25 protein-coding genes and 2 pseudogenes are annotated in these 25,317 nt (G+C 37.9%); 4 read left to right on the forward strand and 23 right to left on the reverse strand.

Translation table 11 applies throughout. The features are described from left to right. Positions 1 to 185: 185 nt before the first annotated feature. Positions 186 to 1,352, forward strand: coding sequence for a DUF4317 domain-containing protein (locus ACTNEP_RS08465; protein ID WP_441161419.1), 1,167 nt, complete (start codon positions 186 to 188; stop codon positions 1,350 to 1,352). Positions 1,353 to 1,489: 137 nt separating this feature from the next. Here the strand turns inward: ACTNEP_RS08465 and ACTNEP_RS08470 are convergent, their stop codons facing one another. The 20 genes and pseudogenes from ACTNEP_RS08470 to ACTNEP_RS08565 form a co-directional block, all read right to left on the reverse strand. Beyond that, a complete protein-coding gene (locus ACTNEP_RS08470) occupies positions 1,490 to 2,314 on the reverse strand; it encodes a PHP domain-containing protein (protein WP_441161421.1) in 825 nt (274 codons plus the stop codon). After that, entirely contained in the window at positions 2,304 to 3,026 is a 723-nt protein-coding gene (gene phnL / locus ACTNEP_RS08475; RefSeq protein ID WP_441161423.1) for a phosphonate C-P lyase system protein PhnL, read from the reverse strand. The genes ACTNEP_RS08470 and phnL overlap by 11 nt, the downstream gene beginning before the upstream one ends. 14 nt (positions 3,027 to 3,040) lie before the next feature. After that, positions 3,041 to 4,219 carry a phosphonate metabolism protein PhnM gene (phnM, locus tag ACTNEP_RS08480; RefSeq protein WP_441161424.1) on the reverse strand — a complete coding sequence of 393 codons (1,179 nt, stop codon included), beginning with the start codon at positions 4,217 to 4,219 and terminating at the stop codon, positions 3,041 to 3,043. A 13-nt stretch (positions 4,220 to 4,232) separates the two neighbouring features. Beyond that, the gene (locus ACTNEP_RS08485; protein ID WP_441161426.1) at positions 4,233 to 5,072 is read right to left on the reverse strand and encodes an ATP-binding cassette domain-containing protein; all 840 of its coding nucleotides are present in this window, start codon (positions 5,070 to 5,072) and stop codon (positions 4,233 to 4,235) included. Continuing rightward, positions 5,065 to 5,931, reverse strand: coding sequence for an alpha-D-ribose 1-methylphosphonate 5-phosphate C-P-lyase PhnJ (locus tag ACTNEP_RS08490; RefSeq protein WP_441161427.1), 867 nt, complete (start codon positions 5,929 to 5,931; stop codon positions 5,065 to 5,067). The genes ACTNEP_RS08485 and ACTNEP_RS08490 overlap by 8 nt, the downstream gene beginning before the upstream one ends. Then, positions 5,921 to 7,036 carry a carbon-phosphorus lyase complex subunit PhnI gene (locus ACTNEP_RS08495; RefSeq protein ID WP_441161428.1) on the reverse strand — a complete coding sequence of 372 codons (1,116 nt, stop codon included), beginning with the start codon at positions 7,034 to 7,036 and terminating at the stop codon, positions 5,921 to 5,923. The genes ACTNEP_RS08490 and ACTNEP_RS08495 overlap by 11 nt, the downstream gene beginning before the upstream one ends. Beyond that, positions 7,036 to 7,638, reverse strand: a complete 603-nt coding sequence (phnH, locus tag ACTNEP_RS08500) for a phosphonate C-P lyase system protein PhnH (RefSeq protein WP_441161429.1) — start codon at positions 7,636 to 7,638, stop codon at positions 7,036 to 7,038. The genes ACTNEP_RS08495 and phnH overlap by 1 nt, the downstream gene beginning before the upstream one ends. 24 nt (positions 7,639 to 7,662) lie before the next feature. Next, the gene (phnG, locus tag ACTNEP_RS08505) at positions 7,663 to 8,085 is read right to left on the reverse strand and encodes a phosphonate C-P lyase system protein PhnG (protein ID WP_441161430.1); all 423 of its coding nucleotides are present in this window, start codon (positions 8,083 to 8,085) and stop codon (positions 7,663 to 7,665) included. A 91-nt stretch (positions 8,086 to 8,176) separates the two neighbouring features. Continuing rightward, a complete protein-coding gene (locus ACTNEP_RS08510; RefSeq protein ID WP_441161431.1) occupies positions 8,177 to 8,896 on the reverse strand; it encodes a GntR family transcriptional regulator in 720 nt (239 codons plus the stop codon). A gap of 77 nt (positions 8,897 to 8,973) precedes the next feature. Then, positions 8,974 to 9,202, reverse strand: a pseudogene (locus ACTNEP_RS08515) (CatB-related O-acetyltransferase); the annotation flags it as partial. Between the two features lie 362 nt (positions 9,203 to 9,564). Then, a complete protein-coding gene (gene phnE, locus ACTNEP_RS08520) occupies positions 9,565 to 10,395 on the reverse strand; it encodes a phosphonate ABC transporter, permease protein PhnE (protein WP_441161432.1) in 831 nt (276 codons plus the stop codon). Continuing rightward, positions 10,392 to 11,177 (reverse strand): phosphonate ABC transporter, permease protein PhnE, encoded by a 786-nt coding sequence (gene phnE, locus ACTNEP_RS08525; protein ID WP_441161433.1) that lies wholly within the window; start codon positions 11,175 to 11,177, stop codon positions 10,392 to 10,394. Before phnE (ACTNEP_RS08525) ends, phnE (ACTNEP_RS08520) begins: the two co-directional genes overlap by 4 nt. Positions 11,178 to 11,193: 16 nt before the next feature. Then, positions 11,194 to 11,964 carry a phosphonate ABC transporter ATP-binding protein gene (phnC, locus tag ACTNEP_RS08530; RefSeq protein WP_441161435.1) on the reverse strand — a complete coding sequence of 257 codons (771 nt, stop codon included), beginning with the start codon at positions 11,962 to 11,964 and terminating at the stop codon, positions 11,194 to 11,196. Positions 11,965 to 11,981: 17 nt separating this feature from the next. Beyond that, positions 11,982 to 12,917 carry a phosphate/phosphite/phosphonate ABC transporter substrate-binding protein gene (locus ACTNEP_RS08535; protein ID WP_441161436.1) on the reverse strand — a complete coding sequence of 312 codons (936 nt, stop codon included), beginning with the start codon at positions 12,915 to 12,917 and terminating at the stop codon, positions 11,982 to 11,984. Positions 12,918 to 13,188: 271 nt separating this feature from the next. Beyond that, the gene (locus ACTNEP_RS08540) at positions 13,189 to 14,571 is read right to left on the reverse strand and encodes an NAD-dependent malic enzyme (protein ID WP_441161438.1); all 1,383 of its coding nucleotides are present in this window, start codon (positions 14,569 to 14,571) and stop codon (positions 13,189 to 13,191) included. Between the two features lie 156 nt (positions 14,572 to 14,727). Next, positions 14,728 to 15,696: an NAD(P)-dependent alcohol dehydrogenase gene (locus tag ACTNEP_RS08545; RefSeq protein ID WP_441161439.1), complete on the reverse strand. Its 969-nt coding sequence runs from the start codon at positions 15,694 to 15,696 to the stop codon at positions 14,728 to 14,730. Positions 15,697 to 15,826: 130 nt separating this feature from the next. Beyond that, on the reverse strand, positions 15,827 to 16,393 hold the full coding sequence (locus tag ACTNEP_RS08550) for a Crp/Fnr family transcriptional regulator (protein ID WP_441161440.1): 567 nt from the start codon (positions 16,391 to 16,393) through the stop codon (positions 15,827 to 15,829). 207 nt (positions 16,394 to 16,600) lie between these two features. Beyond that, a complete protein-coding gene (locus tag ACTNEP_RS08555; RefSeq protein ID WP_441161441.1) occupies positions 16,601 to 17,101 on the reverse strand; it encodes an acyl-CoA thioesterase in 501 nt (166 codons plus the stop codon). A gap of 4 nt (positions 17,102 to 17,105) precedes the next feature. Next, positions 17,106 to 18,308 (reverse strand): PLP-dependent aminotransferase family protein, encoded by a 1,203-nt coding sequence (locus ACTNEP_RS08560; RefSeq protein WP_441161442.1) that lies wholly within the window; start codon positions 18,306 to 18,308, stop codon positions 17,106 to 17,108. A gap of 149 nt (positions 18,309 to 18,457) precedes the next feature. Beyond that, entirely contained in the window at positions 18,458 to 19,813 is a 1,356-nt protein-coding gene (locus ACTNEP_RS08565; RefSeq protein WP_441161443.1) for a YjiH family protein, read from the reverse strand. 232 nt (positions 19,814 to 20,045) lie between these two features. On the opposite strand from ACTNEP_RS08565, the gene ACTNEP_RS08570 reads away from it, so the two are divergent. The 3 genes and pseudogenes from ACTNEP_RS08570 to ACTNEP_RS08580 all read left to right on the forward strand — a co-directional run bounded on the left by ACTNEP_RS08570 (position 20,046) and on the right by ACTNEP_RS08580 (position 22,879). Further along, the gene (locus tag ACTNEP_RS08570; protein WP_441161444.1) at positions 20,046 to 20,495 is read left to right on the forward strand and encodes a Dps family protein; all 450 of its coding nucleotides are present in this window, start codon (positions 20,046 to 20,048) and stop codon (positions 20,493 to 20,495) included. Positions 20,496 to 20,640: 145 nt separating this feature from the next. Next, entirely contained in the window at positions 20,641 to 21,024 is a 384-nt protein-coding gene (locus tag ACTNEP_RS08575) for a DUF2512 family protein (RefSeq protein WP_441161445.1), read from the forward strand. Positions 21,025 to 21,519: 495 nt separating this feature from the next. Further along, positions 21,520 to 22,879 (forward strand): annotated as a pseudogene (locus ACTNEP_RS08580) (glycoside-pentoside-hexuronide (GPH):cation symporter). Positions 22,880 to 22,968: 89 nt separating this feature from the next. Here the strand turns inward: ACTNEP_RS08580 and ACTNEP_RS08585 are convergent. The 3 genes from ACTNEP_RS08585 to ACTNEP_RS08595 all read right to left on the reverse strand — a co-directional run bounded on the left by ACTNEP_RS08585 (position 22,969) and on the right by ACTNEP_RS08595 (position 25,265). Next, positions 22,969 to 23,553 carry a hypothetical protein gene (locus ACTNEP_RS08585; RefSeq protein ID WP_441161446.1) on the reverse strand — a complete coding sequence of 195 codons (585 nt, stop codon included), beginning with the start codon at positions 23,551 to 23,553 and terminating at the stop codon, positions 22,969 to 22,971. A gap of 9 nt (positions 23,554 to 23,562) precedes the next feature. After that, complete coding sequence (locus ACTNEP_RS08590) at positions 23,563 to 24,726, reverse strand: Alp7A family actin-like protein (protein WP_441161447.1); 1,164 nt, start codon at positions 24,724 to 24,726, stop codon at positions 23,563 to 23,565. A 311-nt stretch (positions 24,727 to 25,037) separates the two neighbouring features. After that, entirely contained in the window at positions 25,038 to 25,265 is a 228-nt protein-coding gene (locus ACTNEP_RS08595; protein ID WP_441161448.1) for a hypothetical protein, read from the reverse strand. Between the last annotated feature and the right edge of the window lie 52 nt (positions 25,266 to 25,317).

Below are 25,317 nucleotides of genomic sequence, written 5' to 3' on the forward strand. Positions count from 1 at the left end.
TCCTTTGTAAATTATATTAATTAACTCTGCACTCCAAATTATAAAACGGTTTCACAACGAATAATATATTAAATAATTCTGCAAAACTTTCAAAAAATGAAATTCTAGTAATTCAATTAGATAGTCTTATCAAAACGTGATATAGTGATCTATGGAGAAGAAATGTTGCAAAAGGGAGATACGAAATGAACAAAAAAGACATCGCCAATATTCGTAAACAGTTCAAAATAGATAATGACTTAATGAAAATTCACGAAATTTTTAATGTTTATATTATGAAAGAATCAAGTGACATCTACCATCAACAAAGTCAGGTTTTTGATATGCTTGACGAAGATGAAAAAGAGCTATTTATGACCAATTTCAAAAAAGTATTAACCGGTCAACTCGATGAAAAGCTTTTTGAATTGAAATTTCAATCCGATGTGGATAATCCAACTCAGTTGATTTTACATAAAGGACTATTAACAGCGGAAAGTGAAGACTGGAAAAACCAGATGTTACAATTAGTCGAAAAGATGCTTATAGACAGGCAGTACGAAATGGATATCGTCGTCACCTTTATTCGTGGTGAATATTTAAAGCCAATGAAACGGAATAATGAGGAAACAGAGGAAAGTGATCGAGATTCGGTTTATTCCCACTCTTTTATTCTTTGCAGTATTAATAAAACCCAAGATCCGAAGAAAGAATTACATTTTGATTATGTGGAAAAGCAATTTAAATACAATGTAGTGGTAGATCCGGTGATTAACTTAAACGCACCGATTGGAGGCTTTTTATTCCCATGCTTTACCGATAACGCTGCAGATGTGAATCATGTGCTTTATGCAGCAGGCAAAGCAAATGAACCAGATGAATACTTTGTCGAAAATGTCTTAAATGCAGAAGAAACCATGACAGCAAAAGAAGATAAAATCGTCTTTGAAGAAGTCGTTCGTGATGCAGTCGGGCACCAAATCAGTTCCTCCACACTCGCAAACGTCTACGAAGAAATTCACCGGATGACAGAAGATAATGAGGAAGAGGAAACACCAACATTGGATTATAAAGATGTAGAGCAAGTTTTAAAGTCTAGTGGAGTAGAAGATGTCGATACAGAAAAAATGGAAGCAGCATTTAAAAATGTCATCGATGATACGAGCTATGAATTAAAGGCACGTAATATTGTCCCGAAATATACCTCTAAATCCATTAAGATTAATACGAAAGTAGCTAACATTGCCGTCAGTCCTGAAGATTTACGTCATGTTAGACAGGTGACGTTAGACGGCAGACGTTATTTAATGATTGAAGTAGAAGAAGAAACAGTGATTGATGGATTTACCATGATTCCGGAAGCTTTTAAATAATATGCTATAAACAACAAATCTTTAGCAAGAATGCTTAGATTTGTTGTTTATCTTTGTTTTTACTGACAAATCCTTGCTTGTTCCTGGAAGATTTGTTGATTATCTACTTCTTCTATTCGTAACACGCAGAAGCCTAACTATGATAATCTAGCAAAACGTCCCCCAATGGGTATGTCCGGACTTGCTAAATCGCCTATTCCTATTTTTATTCCAAAGTATCCGTGATAATCTGTTCCTCCTGTTTTTAGCAGCTTATATCGATCAGCAAGTTCTTTTACCCTTTGATGATCTGTTTTCTTGTGATCAGGGTGCTCTAATTCAATCCCTCCTAGACCTATTTCGAATAACTCAGGGATGAGATCATACGAATTTAGCTGTCCTGGGTGTGCCACCACTGCAACGCCGCCATCTAAAACAATTGCTTCAACTGCATCAAAGACATCGACGTACTCTATATCTTTACTTGCTATACCTTCCCCTTTAAATAATGAGCGATAGACTAGCCGGTAATCCTCTGACGTGTACGGCTCATTTGTGATATGGCGCATAATATGCTGCTTATAGATCGTGTGGGACGGTTTAGCCGTCTTAGCAATTTCATCATGATCTAAACGATAACCTAATGAACGAATTTGTTCGATTTGCCATAGTGAATTCTCATGTCTTCGTTTTAATAACGGATCACATAGTTCCTTAATATGCGGTGCATCCACACGATAATGATAGCCTAAAACGTGAACTTTTCTATCACGTTTAAAGTCATAAGCAGAGATCTCAATCCCCGGAATAACGTTAATCCCATATAACATAGATAGCTTTTCTATTTCCGGCCACCCTGCAATAGTATCATGATCTACAATACTCAAATGCGTGACATTAGCTTTTAAAGCTTCTTTCATCAATTCTTCCACAGAATCTGAGCCATCTGAATAATGACTATGTACATGTAAATCAGCCTTCATGCAGTACACCTTCTGACGCTACCGACATTTTATTGATTTCCATATCAAAGACCTTATCACACAGACCTTCCATAAATTCAATATCATGAAAGATACCTACTAATGTTGTACCTTGTTGCTTTAGCTTTTCAATCATTTCGCGCACCTTAATTTTGGATTGATGATCCAAGCTTGCCGTCGGCTCATCAAGCAGTAACAACCGTGGTTTTTTAACAGTAGCCATCGCAATATTCAATCGTAATTTTTCACCACCGGAAAACGTACTCGGATAGCTATCCCATAATGTTGGGTCCATTTCGAAATGGGTTAATGCTTTTTCAGCTTCTTTACGAGCAGTTCCTCTTGTTTCACCCATTTCCAACAGCGCGTTTTGCACAAGCTCCCGACAGGTCGTTCTTGGCATAACATTTAAAAACTGCGATACATAACCAATCTCATTCTTACGTAAGAAAATCATTTCTCGCTCTGTTGCCTGAGCTAGATCAATTTTTCCAAACTGTTTTGAATGGTATATAATCTTCCCTTCATCCGGCAGGTAAGTTCTGAAAATACTTTTTAAAATGGTAGACTTGCCACTGCCGCTCTTTCCGATGACCCCAATAAATTCGCCAGTATTAATCGAAAATTGGATATGGTCGACGGCAGGAATGGTTTTATTTAAATGATGAATGGTAAACGCTTTGCCAAATCCATTAACTTCTAATATTGTCATGCTAAAACCTCCTTCTAACTCATACGATAATTCATCGTTGTCATTAATTCTCCATTTACCATTGTGCTAGTAAGCATTGGATAGCCATCCTCCATACGTTTGATAACGAGCAAGTCTGCTTTTTTTCCTGGCTTAATAGAGCCAATCTCGTCGTCCATGGTGACAGCCTTGGCCGGATTCAATGTCACCATCATAAACATCTTGTGTAAATCCGCACCTTTATCATGTAATTGGAAAATGGCATGTAGTAATGCAGCAGGATAATAATCACTGCACAAAATATCTGCATAGCCATACTCAATCGCTTCTGTGGCAGATAGATTACCGGAATGAGAACCACCTAATAAAACATTTGGTGCACCTACAATGGTTTGAAGGTCGTGTTGCTTCGCTTCTCGAGCTACTTCAAGTGTGATTGGGAATTCACTTATCGTCGTTCCGTACGATTTTACTAGCTCCAGCTTTTTGACATTGTCATCATCATGGGAGGCAATCGCAATTCCTTTAGCCTGGGCTAACGCTGCTACCTCTGTTATTTTTTCCATCGTGACCAGTTCGGTACTTGTTCTTTCAGCAATTAATACACTTACCTCTTCATCAGAAAGATTGCGATGGACCTTGATATTCTCTCGGTAAATTTCTAAATTACGATATTGCCCTTGGCCAGGTGTATGATCCATAAAGGATAGCAAGTGAACTTTACCATCATGAATATTATCCACCAGTTGATCAATGCCTTTTATATTATCTAACTCAAAACGGGCATGTAATCTATGACGAATCATATGCAATTGATTTTGTGCCTGGTGGATAGTATCGATCATTTGCTGCATGTTGTCAGGATGCCGAATATGTTTATGGGTAATTTTTTCTTTACGATAAAATGAAAGTGAATGAAACATCGTGGTGATGCCATGACTGATTAAAATCTTCTCTGCTTCCCTTAAACTGAGGTGAAAATCCATTACACTTGAAGGCCTGGGAGATACTATCGTCTCAATATAATCTGAATGGATATCAATAAAGCCAGGCGATATATAACCCCCATTAGCATCAATAAATTTAGCATCTTGATAATTGCTTACTTCAGCTTCAGGAATGATCGAATGAATGACATCACCTTTTACCACTACGGCATGATTTTCTACTACGGCATTCTCCGTTATTACCTTTCCATTATGAATAATGTACAATGTTATCGGCCTCCTATAATAACGAATAAACAAGCTGCTGCGTATACTCATGTTGTGGATCTTCCAATATTTGATCGGTTAGACCATTTTCAATAATTTCCCCATTTAACATCACAATAGAACGATCGGCTAGCATACGTATCACTGCAAGGTCGTGAGAAACAACAACCATACTTATATGCAGTTCACGCTGGATTTGCTTAATTAAATCCAATACACTCGCTTGAACAGATAAATCCAAACCTGTTGTGACTTCATCTAAAAACAAAACAGGAGGGTTGTTTGAAAGGGCCTTGGCAATCTGAACGCGCTGTTGCATTCCGCCAGAAAATTTTTGTGGTTCTTCTTTCATTCTTCTTAGTGGAATATGAACATTTTCCAGTAACTCCTTACTGCGTTTTTCGATATTATTGACATTGCGATCGCCGGCTGCAATCATTTTTTCAGCAATATTACCAACGGAAGAGAATTTCATTTTCAGTCCATGCACCGGATTTTGATATACCATGCCATAAATATAATTACGAATATATCTTTTCTGCTGGGAGGAAAGATTTAAAACATTTTGACCTGCTAATTCTGGTTGATTAATATACACTTCTCCGGAGGTCATATCACTGTCAAAATAAAGCCCTTGGAGCATGGTTGACTTACCACTTCCACTCTCTCCCACGATTCCAAGTACTTCACCAGGATACAAGTCAAAGGAAACATCCCTCACTGCATGTACGGTACCACAAACAGTACAGTAATTTTTTTCAAGATAAGTGCTTTCCTTATCAAGGCAGTGAGGACAACCTTCACCAAATTTTTTTTGTAAATTTTTCACTTGTAATATAGGCTTTTCATACATAACTGTTCTCCACCCCTACCTTCTCTTTGCTATTCAATTGTTCAATACAATAGCTAGTATCATTACATTGATAGCTTCTCTCTCCTGTATCTGGATCAATAATTTCATCAAGAAATACATCTGTTGATCCACATAGCTTACATGCCTTTCCTTCAAACGATTCAACAGCAAAAGGATAGTCATCAAATGCTAGTGATTCAACGTTTGTATAAGGAGGAACAGCAAAAATTTTCTTTTCCCTGCCAGCACCTAGTAAAATTAATGCTTTGGATTGATGCATTTTCGGATTATCAAATCTCGGAATCGGACTAGGAGTCATCACATATCGATCATTTACATAAACTGGGTAGGCTGCTCCGGTAGATATTCTGCCATATTTCATAATTTGTTCAAATAGAATCAACCATGCACCACTATAATCATCCTCCGCGTGCATTCTTTTCGTCATGTATTCCCTTGCTTCCACTTTCCGAAGAGGCTCTGGATTCGGTACTTGTAATACGAGAATTTGATCTTCTCTTAATTCCTTTTCAGGAATTCGGTGCCGAGATTGAATAATATTTGCTTCTGCTGCATCTTCTGTTACTGAAACACCTGTCGTATGCCGTACCAACTTTTTGATACTTACAGCATTGACAGATTCATCTGCACCTTGGTCTATCACTTTTAACACATCACTTTGGCCGATCAGAGAAAGAGTCAGTTGTAAACCACCCGTCCCCCATCCTCTTGCTATCGGCATTTCTCTTGATGCGAAGGGAACCTGGTAACCTGGAATTGCCACTGCTTTTAATGTTGCTCTTCTTATTTCCTTCTTAGATCCTTCATCAAAAAAGGCAAAATGCGTTTTAGTTATCATTCGTTGTTTCTCCTTTCTTCACTTGTCGTGCACTATCTAATTTTGACTGGAACGTAACGTAATGCGGCAGCTTCAAGTGAGAAATAAAGCCAGTTGACTCAACCGAATCGATATGTAACAACACAAACTCTTCATCATGAGTCGGAAATTCACCATGCGGACTTTCTAAGCATTGATCCAGTATACTCATTGCGATTGCTTTTGTTTCATTTTGACCGAAGCTGATACCATAGCCGATCTCAAATTCCAATACTTCTTTTTGATTATGTTTCTTTACGGTAACCGGTACAAAAGACTCCACTTCTGTTAATTTCACGTCTCCGATATAAAATAATTCATCCTGCTCACTCTCTTCCTCATATGGATGTTTGACGTGAATCGGAACCGTACCAACTCTTACTTCGCCGATTGTTGGGTGCACCTGTCCATAACCGCGTAAAGATGCATAACCTAAGGAGGTAACAGCACCAGTCTGCCCCCTTGTTAAAACTTGCAGCCTTTCACTTCTTCCAGTCGGAAATTGAATGCTTTCCTTCGTAATATCCTTAGGGGGAGTATCATCCAACGGATATGTCTCAAATAACCCTTCCGCCCGAAGATAATCAACAACCTTCGGAAAAAATTGAAGCTCCTTATCCGAATAATCATGGTTCATTTGCTCACGAAATTTTAGCAGCCAGTCTTGATTCTCTTCTTTGCTTTCTTTTACTAAATTAAAATCCAGCAGCCGGTGTGTATAATCGTTCGTAGAACCTAGCAGTTGTCCTCCCGGAATATCCTTAAAGCTGGCAGAAACCCTTCTTTCGACAAACATATCCTCAGTATCAACCGTTTCACTGTAGTAATGACGCGGCAGAGTGGAGCGGTGGGCACGCAATAAAAAAACTGCTTCTTCCATGCTTCCTCCAGCTTGCTTAATAGCAAGAGCTGCAAAAAAAGGGGCATACAAGCTTGCTTCAGACATAATCTGATCCACTAATGGACGCATCGTTGCTAAAATGGTTTTGATTTCAACCACTTCTTCTCCTTTTAAACGATCATATTTCAATCTATCCAGAGATGCTTGAATTGCTTCTGTCCCGCCTTTTACTGCAATATATCCCATTAGACCACCTCCGTTATCGTTACAGTTGTTGTTCTTGGTATACATGCAATCTGGCTTGAGAAATCAGTCAATATTAAATCAATGCCTAACGGATATTCCTTTACCTTTTCATTCCTTCTTTGCCAAAACTCCCGATTGAGACCTGGTTGTAATTGCAGGAAACCATTTATTCCTGGACCGCTTAATGAAAGACCAGCACTATTAGACAAAAGGGCACTTTCAATAATCCATGTTGCTGATTGCTGTGGATCAAGAAGATTACCAGTCTTACATTCTATTAAAGCTTGCTCCATTTGGTAATCTGACGCATCCTGCAGCAATAAAATAAAATCTGCCTTTTCAATCGGTGCTGTTCTTGACATCGTATAAGACGAAATAATTTCTGTTAACCTTGTTTTTTTCTTTTTACTTGCTACCACATGAAATGTCACTTCTGCATCTAATAAGGTTAATGCACATAATAAGAAGGCATCATTACACGGAAACTCTTCTTCCATTTGTTCTGTAATACTATTCAACTGTGAAATGTTTCCCGGCCTGGACATACTGTGCAGAACCTTACGATAAACTTGCTGCAGATCATGAATTTGATCAATAACCATTCCTATCACCTCAGGCAACGTATATTAAACTTCCATCGTTTCAAAATTAACTTGTGTTTTTAAAAATTCGGCTTGTTCTTTCACTTTTTGTTGATAGATTTTTTCAGCTGCCGCTTCCAATTTCTCTTGCCACGCAGCCGTCTCAGGTAACTCCGCTCGATAGGCTGCATCAATAATCGCCAAATGCTTGGCAAGCTCCTCTTTCATTCCGATAACAATTCCTATTCCAATTGATTGATTTACCTCTGCCTTTGCTTCGGTTACTAAGGCTTCACCAAGATAGAATAAAGATTTTTTTGCCGTTTCCCTCATTTTAATCATAGTTAAACCATAGTGAGGTGCCTCAATTTCGCGGTATTCATAGTTTTGTATAACTATCTCTGCCAATTTCCTTGCAAGTGTCCCGCCTTCTTGGATCAATATTTCCGTTCGCTGTTTTCTCTTCATTTACCTAAAACCTCCTTACACCTTCAGCATATCTTGTTGCCAAGTTACTGTCTTTACTATAATTATTAAGATTTTGTAAACAGCTAAATGATCAAGAATCTCTGCTAATATTGTATTTAAATTTATTACTACTATATAGAACCTTTGTATGCTCTAATATCTTGTTAGAAGAGGCATCTATACAATTACTCTCGATCATAATCAACGGCTCCATACTTTTACATGAGAGTAATTGTTGCTCCGAAAGAGTTGGAAAAGTAACACTCAGCAAGCTATTGCGATTTATAAGATCGATGTACCCAAGTTGTCTGTAATAGGAAAACATCGATTGAATAGTCGAACCATCCTGTTGAATATCTGGGCACACCCTTTGATTGACATAAGACGTATGTATTGCGATCGGTTCCTCCTGAATAAAGCGTAATCTGCTAATTTTATAGACGCTATCTTCAGGGTATGCTGCTAAACGTTTATAAATTTGTTCTTCAAACGCAATTCGTTCACAGCCTAGGTTTTTTGTAATAAGCTGGTGACCTGACTGTTTCATTTTATCCGTAAAACTGGTTCTTCCATTTAGGTTTAACTCCACTTGAAATGACTCATTTTTCACATACCTGCCAACACCTCGCTGGGCATAAATAAAACCTCGTTCCTCCAACTGGGCCAATGTCCGACGAACAGTAGTCCTTGGAACACGGTATTGATCAGCTAACTCATTTTCTGAAGGAAGCTTTTCCCCAACCTTAAGCTTTTTAGCAATAATTTTCTGCATCAGATCATCCAGTATTCGGTATTCGATATCTATCGACATTTATCATTACCTCCCGCCTGTCCCCTCACTCCGTATTTAGATAAGAAAAGTTTCATGTTATTTAAATCTTGAAACCTTTCTTCTAATACTTCTCTCGGCCAATCCCACCATGCGATTTCTTGTAATTGGGTAGCTTCTTCAACTGAGAATCGGTCCTTTATCCGCTTTGCCGGTACTCCAGCAAATTATCGTATAAGGGGCTACATCCTTCGTAACAATAGCTCCTGCTCCAATAACTGCACCATTACCGATTGTTACACCAGGCATGATAACAGCATTATGACCAATCCAAACATCATGTCCGATCTGAACTGGATGGCTGCGACGCCAATCAAAAAATTCATGATCATCCCTGTTAGAGAACCCGTAACGTAGCTTTCGATAGGTAGCATGGTGTTGCGTCACCCACCAAATAGGGTGATTACCAAGGTTTATCCAAACGTGTGAAGCGATCGAACAAAATTTTCCAATCGTTGCATAAATAATTTGAACATTGCCAGCCGTATAACTATAATCACCTATCTGTGATTCTATTATGATGGAATTAGGGCTAATATCTGTCCAATCCCCAAATATACTCTTGCAGTGTCGTGAATAGCAGGACTCTTTGTTAACCTTCTTTGATCGGGGCTTATAGACTTAGACACCCTCTTCTCTCCTTAGTCCTTTTATACTTTAAGCTTCAGCCGGTTGCTAATCATCTCAACGGAAAAAATCATGACAAATATCAGAATGGTAATAAACAAAGCACTGTTAAAATCATAGGTTCGCATCGCACGTGTTAATTCCCAACCGATACCTCCAGCACCTACTAAACCAAGAATAGTAGATTCGCCAATGTCAATCTCTAAACGTAAAATTGTCCATGATAACAGTGCAGTAAATACAGTAGGAATGACCCCTTGGGCGACGATTTGAAACCAGTTGGCCCCCGATGCCTTTAAGGCTTCAATTTTACCATCATCCATTTCCTCAACTGATTGAGCAAAAACTTTAATTAACATGCCCAGACTATGAACTGCAATAGCCAGAACACCTGGCAATGGTCCAAGTCCTACTGCCACAATAAAAATTAGCGCCCAAATAATAGTTGGAATGACTCGCATCAATGTTGCAAAACCTTTTACTGCCCTTGGAAGAAATTTATTGGTAGTTAGATTTTCAGCAGCTAGAAAAGCTAGCACTAAAGAAATAACAACGGCAATTATCGTTCCCAAAATAGCGACTTGTAATGATTCAATTGCAGCTGGTATAACATATCGCCATTCACTAAAATCAGGCGGGAACATTTCACCAATCATTGTAAAAAACTCCAGGGTACCAGCCCACAAATTGCTATAATCGATATCCAGCTGATAAAGGCTGATCGCAAATAGTAATACGCCACACAAGACAATGGCTTTTAAAAATCTGTCACCTTTGGGCTTTGTAGGATCTTCTTTCTCATCCGACACAAGCGGATAAATATTGTACTTCTCCTTTTCCATTTGTTGGCTCATATAATCCGCTCCCTTATCTTGCTTGTTAAAAATTCTGTAGAAAGAATAAGAATCAGCACTAAGATAATCGCCATGCTAACTTCTTTATATTGAAAAAGCTTGATTCCTTTCTGAATAGCGAAGCCGATACCACCGCCACCAACCATACCAATAATGGTCGAAGCACGGATATTTAACTCTAAGTTATAGAGTGACCACGCTACAAAACCCGGGAAAAATTGTGGGAAGACCCCTTGGGCTAGTATTTGAAAGTAATTAGAACCCGTTGCATGAAGTGCTTCAATTTTCCCTGTATCAATTTCCTCTAAAGTATCGGCAAACACTCTTGTTAAAAATCCGACGGAACCAAGAATTAATGATAAAGTCCCTACCGTCACACCAATACCATAAGATGCCACTAAAATTAACGCCCAAATTAAACCGGGAATATTACGGATAATCGAAGTAAACGCTCTTACTCCTACCTGGATAACAAGATGAGGGGTGGTCGTACTTGCAGCAAGAAATGACAAGACAAGTGAAATAGCCGCTCCTACCACCATTCCAACAAATCCCATATACAAAGTTTCCAAAATAGCTGCTAGTAAACTATTAGAAGCTGTTATATCAGGCGGTAACAAATCGAGAAACACAAAGTTACTAATTAACCCGATTCCAGAAAAAACTTCATAAAAGGAAAAGTTCGTACCAAACGCTGACCATACTGTTAATCCACAAACAAAAATGAGAATTAGTATTGTTTGAAGACGCTTCGTTCTTCTTACATCTTTTATTTCCTCCACTCACGATCACCTTTCCTTATTGGGCATTTACCAATGATGGCTTTTTCGTATTATAAATCTCATCAATCACTTTGTCCGACAGTTGTGAAGGTGGTCCGTCAAAAATAATCTGACCGTGCTGCATGCCGATAATTCTGGTGGCATATTTTAGAGCTACATCGACTTGATGTAAATTAACAATTGCTGTTAGCTGATCTTCCTGGCAAATATTATAGAAATGATTCATTACATTTTCAGAAGAAGCAGGATCAAGACTTGCAATTGGTTCATCTGCCAGAATAAGTCGAGGTTTTTGGGCCAACGCGCGCGAAATACCAACACGTTGCATCTGTCCACCACTTAACTCGTCAGCTCGCTTATATTTTTGTTGTTTTAGCCCCACCCTTTCTAAAATCGCCTCTGCCTCTGCGATATCTTTCTTATGAAAGATGCCGAGTGATCCTTTAAGTGTGCCGGTATATCCCAGACGTCCATGTAAGACATTATTAAGTACGCTTAATCGATCAATCAAATTAAAGTTTTGAAACACCATGCCAATCTCTCTTCGAATCTGCTTTACTTGCTTCGACTTTGACTTGTTGACTTTATTTCCTTTAAAAATGATATCTCCTTCAGAAAGTTCAACCAGACGATTGATACAACGAAGCAATGTACTCTTTCCTGCACCACTTGATCCAATTACTACAACGAATTCACCAGGATATACATCAAAACTGACATTACTTAGTGCAACCGTGCCATCAGGATATACCTTTGTTACATGTTCAATTTTTAAAATTGGTTCCATTGTGGTTCTCCTTCCTTCTATTGATTTAGCAATTCTTCCGGGCTCATATTTAACGCTTCTGCTGTATTGCGAATAATATCATAATCACTTTCATCAACAGGGATATAGCGTGAATCTGGATCTCCAGCCTTATCAAAAAATTCCTCATTGTCATAGTTGTAAACAAATTCTAGTATGGCTTCTACTAAACTTTCAGGTAAATCCGCTCTGTAGCTAAGTGGGCTTGAAGGAATCGGTTCAGATTCAGCAATAATTCGAAAATCTGATTCAGAAACCATTCCACCTTCAACAGCACGCTCTACACAATTCGAGCAAACTCCGGCAGCATCCGCATCCCCTGCAGCAATCGCAAGGATGGAATTATCATGACTTCCTGAGAAAGATACACTAGAGAAATAGCTTTCCACCTCATCATTGTTTATCCCTAATTCTTCAATAAAAATCCCTCTCGGAAATAAGTGGCCAGAAGTAGACGCAGGATCAGCGAACAGTATGCTTTTTCCTTCTAACTCTTCCAGACTTTGTACTTCTGATTCGTCTGGTACGACAATCCAACTGTTATAAGTAGCTTCTTCTTCACTTGTAGCACGTACCGCAAAAGGAATCGCATCACTTCTTTCCTGGGCGATAATATAAGAAAATGGTCCAAAGCTCGCTAAGTCTAATTTCTCCGAACGCATTGCCTCGATCACAGCGTTATAATCTTCGCCTTGAAACAATTCCACTTCTATTCCTAATGCTTCTGACATATCTTCCACAAAAATATCATGTGCACGTGTCATTTCTTCTTCTTCTCCTGGCAGCACGCCATAGCTAATCTTTTTCGGCCAACCGTTTTCGTCAACGTCACCAGAAGCATTTGCATCATTCCCACAAGCAGCTAATACAGAGATCATACCGATTAGTACCAATACCCATAAACTTGTCGTGACCTTTGTCCACTTTTTGTTCATTTTCCATTCCTCCTTGGGTGATTTTTATCATACACTGACAAGATAACTTGGTAACATGAAGTAAATATTAATAACAGTTTAAGTTTTGTAAAGAAAAGATTTCATGATGTCAAAAAGTTTAGTGAAACCTTGTAGTAGTGGAGGTGTTCGCCGATAATACTATTTATCTTCTAAATTGAATGAAATATATCGTCGACAAATTTATACGAATTAATAAATATAAAAAAACTACTTATCGCTTCAAGCTGATAAGTAGTTTCTCCCGCTAAAATTATATTTTCCTTGATACACCGCTACCAACAGCTGCTTGAACAACTGCTTCCCTTACACGTTCTACGACCTTTTCATTAAACACACCAGGAATGATGTAATCCTCACTTAATTCATCCGTTTCGATCGTTTCTGCAATCGCCTCTGCTGCAGCTACTTTCATCTGGTTGTTTATAGTAGATGCTCTTGCATCCAATGCACCTCTAAAAATACCAGGAAAACAGAGAAGATTGTTAACTTGGTTTGGATAATCGGACCTTCCAGTTGCCATTACTCGGACATGTCTGCGGGCAATGTCCGGTGAAATTTCTGGAGTAGGATTTGCTAAAGCAAAAACAATCGAATCCTTAGCCATTTTCATTAAATCCTCTTCCTTTAAAACATTTGCTCTGGAAACGCCAATAAAAATATCTGCATCATTCATTACCTCTGAAAGCGAACCAGTTACTTTATTCGGATTGGTATGGTCTGCGTACCACTCCCACATCTTATTCTCATAGTTTTGGTCTCGGGTAATACTGCCGTCTTTATCCACGCCAATAATATTTTCAGCACCGGCAGCCAATAGCATTTTTGTGATGGCAATCCCTGCTGCACCGACACCACAGACAACAATTTTGCAATCCTTCAGTCTTTTGTTTGTAAGCTTTAATGCATTCAAAATACCAGCTAGCACAACAATAGCTGTTCCGTGCTGATCATCATGAAAAACAGGGATATCTAACTCTCGTTTTAGTGTCTCTTCGATTTTAAAGCATTGAGGAGATCCGATATCTTCGAGGTGAATTCCGCCAAAACCCGGGCTGATCACTTTAATAGTTCGAATAATCTCGTCCGGATCGGTCGTGTCCAGGCAAATTGGATAGGCATTAATATCAGCAAATCGTTTAAAAAGCATTGCCTTTCCTTCCATTACAGGCATAGCTGCTTCTGGACTAATTTGCCCTAATCCTAGTACGGCAGTTGCATCTGATACAATTGCCACTGAATTGCTTTTAATTGTTAGGTTATAAGCTAAAAGGGGGTTATCATTGATTGCGTGACACACCCTTGCTACCTCGGGCGTATATACATGAGATAGCTGCTCTCTGTTTTTTAAATCTAATTTCGGTTTAATATCAATTTTCCCGCCTAAGTGCACGAGGAATGTTCGATCAGAAATATGCTTTACAAGTACGCCATCACTTTCTTTCAAAGCCTTAATCACGTTAAATTGTGTTGCTTCATCCTTCACATTTACTGTAATATCTCTAACTGTTTCCTCAGGTGTTTCTTTTTGTACATCAATGGCAACAAGGTCTGCATTATTTTCATGAATAAGTGTAGCAATTTCACCGATATTTGTCTTAGCTTTTTCGATTTCTAGGCGAATAATAATACGCATCAAACTAGCCTCCTATATACATTTCAAATTTCTTAATGAAATATTACTCACACTTCATGTATATTATATTTCCTGTTAAGCATGCTTTAAACACTTCGAAGTTCGCTTATGAAACGAAAACTTCTCATCATAAAAAAGAACAGTAATACGTTTCCATCAATCTCCTACAACCTGTATAACTATTTTTCCTTGGGTATGTCCCAAATTCCTGAATGCTTCAGCAGCTTGCTGAAGCGGATACTGACGATCTATAATAGGCTTTATTTTCCCTTGCACTAGCAATTTCTTCAAAAAAATTAAATCTTTTTGACTTGGTTTTTGTAGGAGAGAGGTCATTTTCTTGTTCCCTATAGACAGCCATGGTCCAAGCAGCATGACTTGTATCAGTTGTGCGCTGCTGCCTCCTATCATTACATAGGTTCCATTTCGATTCAATGCTCGCTTATAATCAAAAATAGTCTGATAACCGTTAATTGCTACTATTAAATCATACCTATCCGCTTTCTTCATGAAATCTTCCTTTTTATAGTCGATTACATGATCTGCGCCAATCGCCCTTACCATATCGACATTTCTTGTACTACATACGGCCGTCACCTCAGTCTCAAAGTATTTTGCTATTTGTACTGCGAACGTTCCTACACCACCAGACGCACCATACACTAAGACCCTCTGGCCAGGCTGTATGTTGCCTTTATCTCTGAGCCCTTGTAAGGCAGTAACTGCCGCCATCGGTACTGCAGCTGCTTCTGTAAATAATAGATTCTCTGGCATTGGCGCTAAAGCATTCTCGGAAGTAGCCACATATTCTGCAAACCCACCCCAACCGGCACTAGACAAATCGCCAAATACTTGATCACCAGGCTGAAACTGCTTAACATTCTTACCAATTGCTTCTACTTCACCCGCAATATCGCCACCAGGTATCGTATATTTTGGCCGGAATAACCCGAATGCCAATCGAGATAAATATGGCTTTCCTGTTAGAATTACTAAATTACCATAGTTGACAGATACCGCATGTATCCTTACTAAAACTTGATTTTCTTTTGGTGTCGGTTTGTTCACCTCTTGTAATGTCAGAACATCTGGAGAACCGTATTTTTTGTAAGTGATTATCTTCATATCTAACCTCCATCATTCAGTTATTTAGTTTAGCAAAAAATGTGTTAATCCTTTTATACTATTGTTTTTGTTTTATTTCATTGACTTAAGTCAATGATCGATAACTAACATGATGGAAGTGGAATATACTTTATTTAGCTACTATTCTCTTTTTAATTCTACTTAAGGATTCTGGGGTAATACCTAAATAACTGGCTAATTGATGTTGAGGAACTCGGTGGATTAAGTCTGGTCTTTCTTGCAATAGGGATTTAAATCGCTCTTCTGGAGTAGAAGAAATAAATCCGGCAAAGTCATTTTGAAGCTGATTTAAATTGTCTTCTGTCATCTTACGTGTCATCGATTCCAATTGTGTATACCGATCATACATATTCGTCTCTTGCTCGTAATCTCCAATGACTAATTCAGTATCCTCCATACAAGTATATGTAAATACTGATGCTCTATTTACCCTTGGTACAATGGCTTGTTCTTCTGTAAAAAAGTTGGTGGTTACTTCATTTCCCTCTTCATCGAGGGCATATTGCCTAACACAACCTTTCAATACAAAATAACACCTTGTTGGAACCTCACCTTGCCTAAGAAGAATCGTTCCTTTTGTGTATTTCTGCGTCAAGAGGTCATCAATAATTCTTTTTTGTTCTTCCTCACTCAAAGAAGTAAATTGATTGATATATTTCAGCAATATCTCTTTCATCTAATCCCTCCTTTTACGCATATTATATCACAGTATCATTTTATCAAAGTGAATATTTCAGGGTGTTGGTGGCTGTTGGAGCTTATAATGTTGGGGTATACAGACGTTTAGCACCGTGATAAAGGTGAGACTTCTCTTAGGGGAATTTACGGACGATTAATATAAAAACCGAGATGCACATTTACATCTCGGTTTTTTAAGCTATTCCTATTCCCAATTGATCACATTTGCTAACTCTTTGCTAGCTTTTCTCCGTTTTTTTCTTGCTTCAACTCGTTCTTTTGCCGTTTTGTGTAGATATTTCTCTTCCTCTGTCTCCGGAATTACTTTTGGAACAGGAACTGGCTTACCTTGTTCATTCACTGCAACAAACGTCAGAAAAGCAGTTGCAGCGATTGTACGCTCCCCTGTAATAAGGTTTTCAGCCAATACTTTAACAAATATCTCCATTGAACTCGTACCTGTCCAAGTAACGAAAGACTCTAAACAAACCGATTCACCTGTACGGATCGGCGCTAAAAAATCAACAGAATCTGTGGAAGCAGTAACAACAAGGCCCCTTGCATGTCTCATCGCAGAGATCGCTGCAATCCCATCAATGTAACTCATTAATTTCCCACCAAAAAGTGTACCATGATTATTGGTATCGGCCGGTAATACATGACTGACACTCACAGCTAGAGTGTCTTTAATATATACTTCTTTCATTTGATCACCTTTTTTCATTGTTATTCGCTGTAATAACTCGACCTAACATCTCTACACCTTTCTCCATTTCACGCTTGTCATGAAAACTAAAAGAAAGCCGAAACCATTCCTTCCCCTTCTCTTGATGAAGGAAAAAGTATTTGCCTGGCAAAAAGGACACCCCTTGATCAAGAGCTTGCTGTAATAATGTCGAGGTATCCAATCCAGCCACCTTTACCCATACAAAATAACCACCATTAGGCACATACCAAGAGACTGTCTTCGGCATGTAGTTTTCTAAAGCAGAAAGTAATGCCGTACACCTCTCTTGATAGGCGTTTCTTAGCATGTTAAGTCTGCTGTCAAGATGATTATTTTCTAAATATGTAGCCATAATCGCTTGAGCAAAAGGATGATCCAAATCCTTCTTAAACCAATATAATGACGTAATCATTTCCTTTGTCGCAGCTACCCAGCCAATACGTAAGCCAGGGGCTACCACCTTGGATAAAGAACCAACATAGAGAACACGGTCTTCCCTATCCATTGCTTTTAGTGTTAACGGTGGCTCTTCAAAATATAATTCACCATAAGCATCATCCTCTAATATGAGAAAATTATACTTGGTTGCTAACTCTATCATATGTTTTCGGCGCTCTTTCGTTAAAGTAGTACCTGTGGGATTATGAAAAGTCGGGATCGTATATAATAGCTTTGGTAATGAAAGGCCCTGCTTTTCTCTATCGACCAATATTTTCTCTAGTTCTTCTGTCTGTAATCCCTCTTGATCCATTGGGATACTAATAAATTGATTCGTATAATTTTGGAATATCTCCAGTGCTTCCATATATGTTGGCGATTCTACTGCCACGACTGTTTGTTCATCTACAAAAATGCGCGCAATCAAATCAATCGCCTGACATGCACCAGCTGTAATCAGAAGCTCTTCATCCTTAACAGGCATGCCTCGCACGGACATTCTTGCTTGAATTTGCTGCCTTAATGTATCCATTTTTGATGTACCAAGATAATGCAATGGCAGGTCCTGTTCCTCGTTAAGTGATTGAACAACCGCTTTTTTTATCTGTTCAACAGGTACTAGATCAGGTGCCGGAAACCCTGAACTAAGTCGAATACAATTATCCGGTATATTGGGCATCCATTCACCTGGCGGGTCGTTTTTTAATGCATTCTTTATGTTTTCTGAATAGAAATCTTTGATATTCATGGTGACCAATCTCCTTCCTGAGCAAAAAATAACCTTTTCTTTTTCGGGCTTTCATCGAGCTTATGAGTGACCGAGTTTTCCTAGCTTGTAAGTAGAAGAAGCATTGGTAAGCACCAATGCTTCTTCATTATATTATGACCGATTATTTATTAGAATAAAAGGTGTGCGATTAATGCTGCAACTGGCAATGTAATAATCGTTCTTTGTAAAAAGATAATAAATAACTGGAAAAACGAGATAGGAATTTTGGATTTCAATAACAGAACCCCAATTTCCGACATGTAAATTAACTGTGCCAGTGACATAACCCCAATCACAAAACGAGTAAGCTCAGACTCAATACCACTGCCGATTACAGCAGGCAAGAACATATCGGCAAAACCAACAATCATTGCTGGAGCTGCTGCCTCTGCCTCTGGTATTTGTAATAATTGCAGGAACGGAATAAATGGATAAGATAAATAATTAAAAATAGGTGTCTTTTCGGCAATTATAAGGGCAATGGTTCCGAGCGCCATTACTAATGGAATTAACGCAAACCAAATATCAAGTACATTGAGTACACCACTCTTCACAACACCACGATAGCTTTTCACTTGCTCTGCTTTTTCTACCGCTTTTTGTACACCCCATTTAAAGCTAGAAACACCTTCAGGTACTACTTCATTTATTTGTTTACCTGTTGCTTCATAATAGGTATCTTTCTTTAATGATAATGGCGGAATTCGCGGTACAATAATAGCGGCAACGATTCCTGCAACGATCACCGTCAAATAAAATGGGACAAACATGTGATCAATACTTAAAAATCTAGCAATGACCAGACTAAACGCAATCGATGCTATCGAAAAGTTTGTTGCAACAACTGCCGCCTCTCTTTTCGTATAATAGCCAGATTCATATTGTTGTGTCGTTAATAGTACTCCTACCGTTCCACTCCCCATCCATGATGCTAAGGCATCAATCGATGAACGACCCGGAAGCTTAAATAGCGGGTACATGATTTTACGAACAACGGTACCGATAAAATCCATTAAACCAAATTGTAACAAAAGCGGCATAAAAAGAGAGGCAAAGAAGAACCATACCATTAATACCGGGATTAAGTCATGCAACATCGTTCCACCTGTTGCCATTGACCAGATAAATTCTGGACCTATTTCTAATAATGTCATAAGCGCAAATAGTGCACCGATAAACCGTAAAACAACCCACAAGGTAGGAATATTAAATAAACTATCTAGAAAAGAATTGTCTTTCACTATCTGCAGGTTGGTCCATTTCGCTAGTAAACTACCAATTACGGAAATACATAATATTAATGTTACAATCAGTGGGATATAGTCAGCTAAGAGAGCTTGTAAGCCATCCGCTAATACACCTAATCCAATTGTAACTTTGTCACCTACTGAAACTGGGACAAGGAATAATAATACCCCAACTAAAGATGGTAACCAAAATTTCATATATTGACTTGCTGTAAATTTATTTTGTTCAGCGTTCATGATGTTCTCTCCAATTTTCTTCGTTATTACTATTTTTTAAGGTAAGTTATAATATATCATTTCTGTGTATAAATATGCAATAGTTCTAACAACATATTTCTTATTACCTGCAATGTAATGATTTACCAATTTCGGCTATCCCTAAAAGAATATGTAACAAAGGTATAAATCTAGTGCACCTCGTAGAAAATAAGAGAAGTAATCGCACAATAATTAAAGGTGGGGTGTGTAAATGGATCATCAAAAGCTCATTAATTTTTTAAATCAGTTACTTTCTAATCATTTTGTGTTGTATGTCAAACTACATCGCTATCACTGGTTTGTTCAAGGTAGACACTTTTTTCAGCTACATCAAACGTTTGAAGAGATGTACAACCAGATTGCAGAGGACTTGGATGAAGTAGCGGAACGCATTTTAGCTATTGATGGAAAACCGTTGGCAGTAATGTCTAAATATTTGGAAGAAACAACTTTAGTAGAAGCAAGTGCGGACGATAAAGAAACAGAAATAATCCGTCAATTAATGGAGGATTACAAACAAATTATTAATGAAATCCGTCATGACGGATTAGCGCTAGCAAATGAATATAACGATGAACCGACAGCAGATATGTTAATTTCTTTACAAAAGAACTATGAAAAATATGTTTGGATGTTGTCTGCTTATCAAGCATATGAATAGTAAAAGCTAACTCTATGATGATGTCTTTTCACAGATAGACGTTTTATTTTGAAAATGATGGGAATAGGCTTACTAAGCACCAATTGCTATTGCCTTGGAAGAATGAATTGGCAAAATCTAAAAACATCAAAGGAGGAGATACATCATGGAACATGGCAAAGCATTGGCAATTAAAGGTTTGATGACAATCCTAGTCCTTTACTTCATATTAGGTTTGGGATATGGATTCTCATTTGGAAATGTGTTGTTAATTACGGTCATTCTTGGTGTTCTTTCCTATTGGCTCGGAGACCTTACTATCCTGCCTAGAACATCAAATGCTACTGCCACAATGGCGGATCTTGGCATGGCTTTTGTGGTAATCTGGCTACTCGGAATGGGGCTGTCAGATCTTTCAATTGGAACTCTCGCAGTAGCAGCTATCATCTCAGCTGCCATCTTGGCACTAGGTGAATACTTCTTCCATCAATATATTTTAAGAAAAGGACTAGGTACTAGGAAAAGATATCAACTATCAAATGAATATTAATCAGTTATGAAAGACTATCCTAACTGGATAGTCTTTTGGTTTTTCATCTTCTTTTTATCCTAATTGCAATAAAAAGACTCCCTAGATTTGCCCTTCGTCTAGCATATAAACTTTTTATGAGGAAAAGATGACCACTGTCTTAGCAATGATCATGGCAAGTCCATATCTTCCATCTTTTCTCTTGATTATAAAATTACTACCACCAATCTGTTCACAAAATTTTCACTTCACCTTACTAACAAGCGCCAAACCTTGAAATAATATGATAGCTTAGACAATTTAACGCTCATCAACTAGATTGCATGTTTTAGGTATCTATGTTATTTTTAAATAGTCAATTTAGTTAGTTCGTTGAATAAACTAAGTTGTATGCGTTTTACACTTTTTCCATAAAACAGCTTATGAGGCTGTTGTAATAAAATTAGCGATTATGTTGAAAGCCCTTTTTTATAGCTGCGCCAAAAATGCATAAAACTACCTTAGGAGTTGACATACATGAAAAATTCACAGACATCTAACAAGCTTGGCTGGGGTGAGAAAATTGGATATGCCTCTGGCGACTTAGCAAGTAATTTGATCTATCAAACTACTTCGATCTACTTGCTGTTTTTCTACACGAATATTTACGGCATTTCGCCAGGAGCTGCTGCCACCATGTTTCTGGTAGTCCGATTAATTGATGCGGTTAGTGATCCATTAGTCGGAACATTAGTTGATAAGACAAATACCAAATTTGGACGTTTTAGACCATATCTCTTGTTTTGGGCAATTCCGTTTGCTGGTTTAGCGATTCTCTGTTTTACAACACCTGACTTTTCGGAAGGTGGAAAATTGATCTATGCCTATGTAACATATATTGGGTTATCAATCGTATATACATTTGTTAATATCCCTTACGCGGCTTTAACACCTGCTTTAACTAATAACAATTCTGAAATCGTTAGCTTAACATCAATACGAATGATCTTTGCTAATTTAGGTGGTATGATCGTTTCTTATTTCATACCTTTCCTATCCACTTATTTTGGTGAATTTGCAAGCCCTTCAAGAAGCTGGCAACTTACAATGGGTATTATTGGCATTGTTGGAGCCGCTTTATTACTATTTTGCTTTTTTATGACGAAAGAACGTGTTACACCTGTTAATAATAAGTCAAAGATTAAAGTAAGTGATTTATTTGAGCAATTTAAACAAAACCGTCCGCTTGTTGTACTAGCAATTTTCTTCGTGCTCATATTTGGTGTGAACTCTATCAGTAACTCAATTGGTGTATATTTCGTAACCTATAATTTAGGAAGAGAAGATTTAGTAGGTCTTTACACATTATTAGGGTCTTTACCTGCTTTCTTCTGTATTCCATTTATCCCATATGTTAATAAAAAAATCGGAAAGAAAGCATTGCTTAATATCTCTCTGATACTTTCTATTGTAGGAACACTATCGCTTTTAGTAATTCCGGCTAGTATGATTTGGTTAATTCTTGTTTCTCGTGTCTTCACAGCTATTGGATTATTAACAGCTGGGGCATTTATGTGGGCTTTAGTGCCAGAAGTAATTGAGTATGGAGAGTATTTGACTGGCAAACGATTAAGCGGTTTAATTTATTCTGTTATCGGTTTCTTTTTCAAATGTGGAATGGCCTTAAGGTGGAGCGATTCCCGGCCTTGTATTGTCACAATTCGGTTATGTTGCGAACCAGGCTCAATCCTCACAGTCTTTAACTGGTATTTTAATTGGAACCGCTGTAATACCTGCAGTAGTCTTGATACTAGCCATGGTTAATATTAATTTCTACAATCTTAATGACAAGAAACTTTCTGAAGTTAAAATTACCTTAGACGAACGAACATCTTAACAAAAAGCAGTTGATCCAGGCTGATAATCTATTTAAAAGAGCCCCTTTAGATATTGACTAAAGAGGGCTCTTATTTGTATAGGATGCAATTATTTATTCATTTTACTTAAAAAGTCTCCAAGCAAATCATCAAGATCCGCTTCTTCTGTTTTTTCTTGCTCTTCTTCTTGACGATTCTCTTTTACAGCTTCCTCCCAATTAAAGGAATCTAAATCATCCTCTAATGTTTCCTGACGCTGTTCTATTTCATTTTCTTTCTCTAATTCAGCTTTTTCATTGTTAACTTCTTCTGGTACCTCTTCTTGTAAATAAAGGGCTTCATCAATATCGGTAGAACTGCTGTTAAGTGAAGCTAATAAAGCGGTAGCCCTAACCGGATCATTTAATAGATGATAAACAATACTGCCTAACAATGCTTCTGAATGTTCATGCTTTAGCCAATTTCGTTGAGCCTTATTTAGATTACCTGGAAGAGGAATCGTAATCGTTTCTCTTTCTTTAGAGCTTGTTTCATTTATCCCTTTTAACACCAATTCAGCCATTTTACTCGAGAAATTCCGTCGTTCCGTTTCCTTGAGCCGCTGTATTTCCTTTAAGAGATAATCAGGTGTATCTGAAGGAATTCGAAACGAAATCGTTTGGCCTCTTTTAATTTGGTTTGTTGGTTTCTTCATGTCATCACCTTAAGACTTTTTCGCAGGCTGCTTTTTCTCTTCCTTTGTCTTCTCCGTTTTTTTTATGAATTCAGAAATAAGCTTATAATAAGCATTAGCCATCATCCAAATACTTTCCTTCTCATCCTCGAAGAATTCGATATTGTAGCCATCTAAGTTATTGTTTAGTGTTTTAATATACTCTTTCAACACATTAGAACCACCGCCAACGAAGTAACAGATTTCTGTTTGGGAATTTTTCTGCCAAACATTTCTTAATAAACGATATTGCTTTTTCGCTAATTCCAACAAAATTCGGTCTGTTATGTCGTGAACGCTTGTCCGACTTCCTTTAACCATGATGTGATTACGGTCATTATTCCGTGTAATAATTTCTACGACATCACGACGGCTGTCCAACTCGACTCCATGATTACTAAAGATTTCCTCGCGAATATTTTCAAGTGATTCTGAGACGCCAAGATTAAAGCCTTGTGCCTTGTCATCATCAACCGTACGATTCTTAATCACAGCGATATCAGTAGATAAACCACCAATATCTTGGATAAGAATTCGTTTATCAATTAAATCTTTATTAATGATTTTCAGATCATGATCCATCACTAGATTAATATAAGCTGCAAAGCCTTCAGGATATACCTTTACTTCATCAAATTTAATATTAACTTTCATCCCTTGGTATTTCGGTGTCACCAAGAACTCTACCTGATGAACGGAGCCGAGTAGCTTTGAACGGTAACCTGCATCTTTTCCTTCCTTTACTTCACGAAGAGGCAATCCCGTTCCTAATATATAATTCGCATCCAGCACTTTACTGGAACCTTTATTTCCGGTAGCCGCATCTAATGCGATAGAAGCAAAAAGCATAATTAACGTTTGGTCCTCCTGCGCTTTACTGCTTCCTGGATCAAGCTCTGTTGAGTTACTTGATTTTGAGGCTAAGTGACCCACGCGATAAATCGCATTATTTTCTTGTAGGGCAGGGGAGTGTACGCGTATATGTATGCCTTCTAAAGGATCTTTTTGATCTAATTCTTCAATGCCAATGACCGGGCGATCCTCGATATCTCTAGCAATAATATTGGGAATATTGAATTCACGATCCAACTCACCAAATATTGCCTTCACTGAATCATTCCCTACATCAACTGCTGCTATTCTTGATTGACTCATTTAAATCATCCTTTTTTTTAAAAAATGTCTTCTTCTAAAAAGGATATTGCAGATGATTGCTGGCATCAATGAGTTGAAGTGAAAAGATATATAACTGTAATCTCCGTGAAATAAGTCGTAACATGTAAACAAAAACGTTTACTGTGTTTACAGATTACGTATACATACCTTTATATCAACTTGTATACAATTTTGTTTACAAGAAAACGATATTGTACACCTTATGTTTACAAATTGTATACTTGTAAACGGAAATGTTTATGTAAAGAAATTTCAAGTGGAAAAGACCACATTTTAAATTAAAGTGATCTTTACCAACTCAATTTAACAGGTGTTTTCAAAAATGAAAGGGGGATCCTAGTACTATTGATTGCTTTTCCGCGAGCATCTTTGATTTGTTCTTGTACTTCTCGTAACGGTTTTTGCAGTTCTTTCACTACGTTGATAGCAGCTGTATTTCTCGCGTCACGAGTGGCTTCCTCTAAGTCATAAGAAATGTTAGATAGTTGTTCTATTTCATGTCCGTTTTGTATCGACATATTCCATTCCTCCCTAGTAGCTCTATTACTTTTTGCAAAAAGCTGAGAAATA

Source organism: Gracilibacillus sp. HCP3S3_G5_2, assembly GCF_052063305.1.
Classification (GTDB): domain Bacteria; phylum Bacillota; class Bacilli; order Bacillales; family Amphibacillaceae; genus Gracilibacillus.

Coding starts and splice junctions, on each gene's coding strand:
- ACTNEP_RS08465 (WP_441161419.1), top strand. CDS start 186: ATGAACAAAAAAGACATCGCCAATATTCGTAAACAGTTCAAAATAGAT.
- ACTNEP_RS08470 (WP_441161421.1), bottom strand. CDS start 2,314: ATGAAGGCTGATTTACATGTACATAGTCATTATTCAGATGGCTCAGAT.
- phnL (WP_441161423.1), bottom strand. CDS start 3,026: ATGACAATATTAGAAGTTAATGGATTTGGCAAAGCGTTTACCATTCAT.
- ACTNEP_RS08485 (WP_441161426.1), bottom strand. CDS start 5,072: ATGTATGAAAAGCCTATATTACAAGTGAAAAATTTACAAAAAAAATTT.
- ACTNEP_RS08490 (WP_441161427.1), bottom strand. CDS start 5,931: ATGATAACTAAAACGCATTTTGCCTTTTTTGATGAAGGATCTAAGAAG.
- ACTNEP_RS08495 (WP_441161428.1), bottom strand. CDS start 7,036: ATGGGATATATTGCAGTAAAAGGCGGGACAGAAGCAATTCAAGCATCT.
- phnH (WP_441161429.1), bottom strand. CDS start 7,638: ATGGTTATTGATCAAATTCATGATCTGCAGCAAGTTTATCGTAAGGTT.
- phnG (WP_441161430.1), bottom strand. CDS start 8,085: ATGAAGAGAAAACAGCGAACGGAAATATTGATCCAAGAAGGCGGGACA.
- ACTNEP_RS08510 (WP_441161431.1), bottom strand. CDS start 8,896: ATGTCGATAGATATCGAATACCGAATACTGGATGATCTGATGCAGAAA.
- phnE (WP_441161432.1), bottom strand. CDS start 10,395: ATGAGCCAACAAATGGAAAAGGAGAAGTACAATATTTATCCGCTTGTG.
- phnC (WP_441161435.1), bottom strand. CDS start 11,964: ATGGAACCAATTTTAAAAATTGAACATGTAACAAAGGTATATCCTGAT.
- ACTNEP_RS08535 (WP_441161436.1), bottom strand. CDS start 12,917: ATGAACAAAAAGTGGACAAAGGTCACGACAAGTTTATGGGTATTGGTA.
- ACTNEP_RS08540 (WP_441161438.1), bottom strand. CDS start 14,571: ATGCGTATTATTATTCGCCTAGAAATCGAAAAAGCTAAGACAAATATC.
- ACTNEP_RS08545 (WP_441161439.1), bottom strand. CDS start 15,696: ATGAAGATAATCACTTACAAAAAATACGGTTCTCCAGATGTTCTGACA.
- ACTNEP_RS08550 (WP_441161440.1), bottom strand. CDS start 16,393: ATGAAAGAGATATTGCTGAAATATATCAATCAATTTACTTCTTTGAGT.
- ACTNEP_RS08555 (WP_441161441.1), bottom strand. CDS start 17,101: ATGAAAGAAGTATATATTAAAGACACTCTAGCTGTGAGTGTCAGTCAT.
- ACTNEP_RS08560 (WP_441161442.1), bottom strand. CDS start 18,308: ATGAATATCAAAGATTTCTATTCAGAAAACATAAAGAATGCATTAAAA.
- ACTNEP_RS08565 (WP_441161443.1), bottom strand. CDS start 19,813: ATGAACGCTGAACAAAATAAATTTACAGCAAGTCAATATATGAAATTT.
- ACTNEP_RS08570 (WP_441161444.1), top strand. CDS start 20,046: ATGGATCATCAAAAGCTCATTAATTTTTTAAATCAGTTACTTTCTAAT.
- ACTNEP_RS08575 (WP_441161445.1), top strand. CDS start 20,641: ATGGAACATGGCAAAGCATTGGCAATTAAAGGTTTGATGACAATCCTA.
- ACTNEP_RS08585 (WP_441161446.1), bottom strand. CDS start 23,553: ATGAAGAAACCAACAAACCAAATTAAAAGAGGCCAAACGATTTCGTTT.
- ACTNEP_RS08590 (WP_441161447.1), bottom strand. CDS start 24,726: ATGAGTCAATCAAGAATAGCAGCAGTTGATGTAGGGAATGATTCAGTG.
- ACTNEP_RS08595 (WP_441161448.1), bottom strand. CDS start 25,265: ATGTCGATACAAAACGGACATGAAATAGAACAACTATCTAACATTTCT.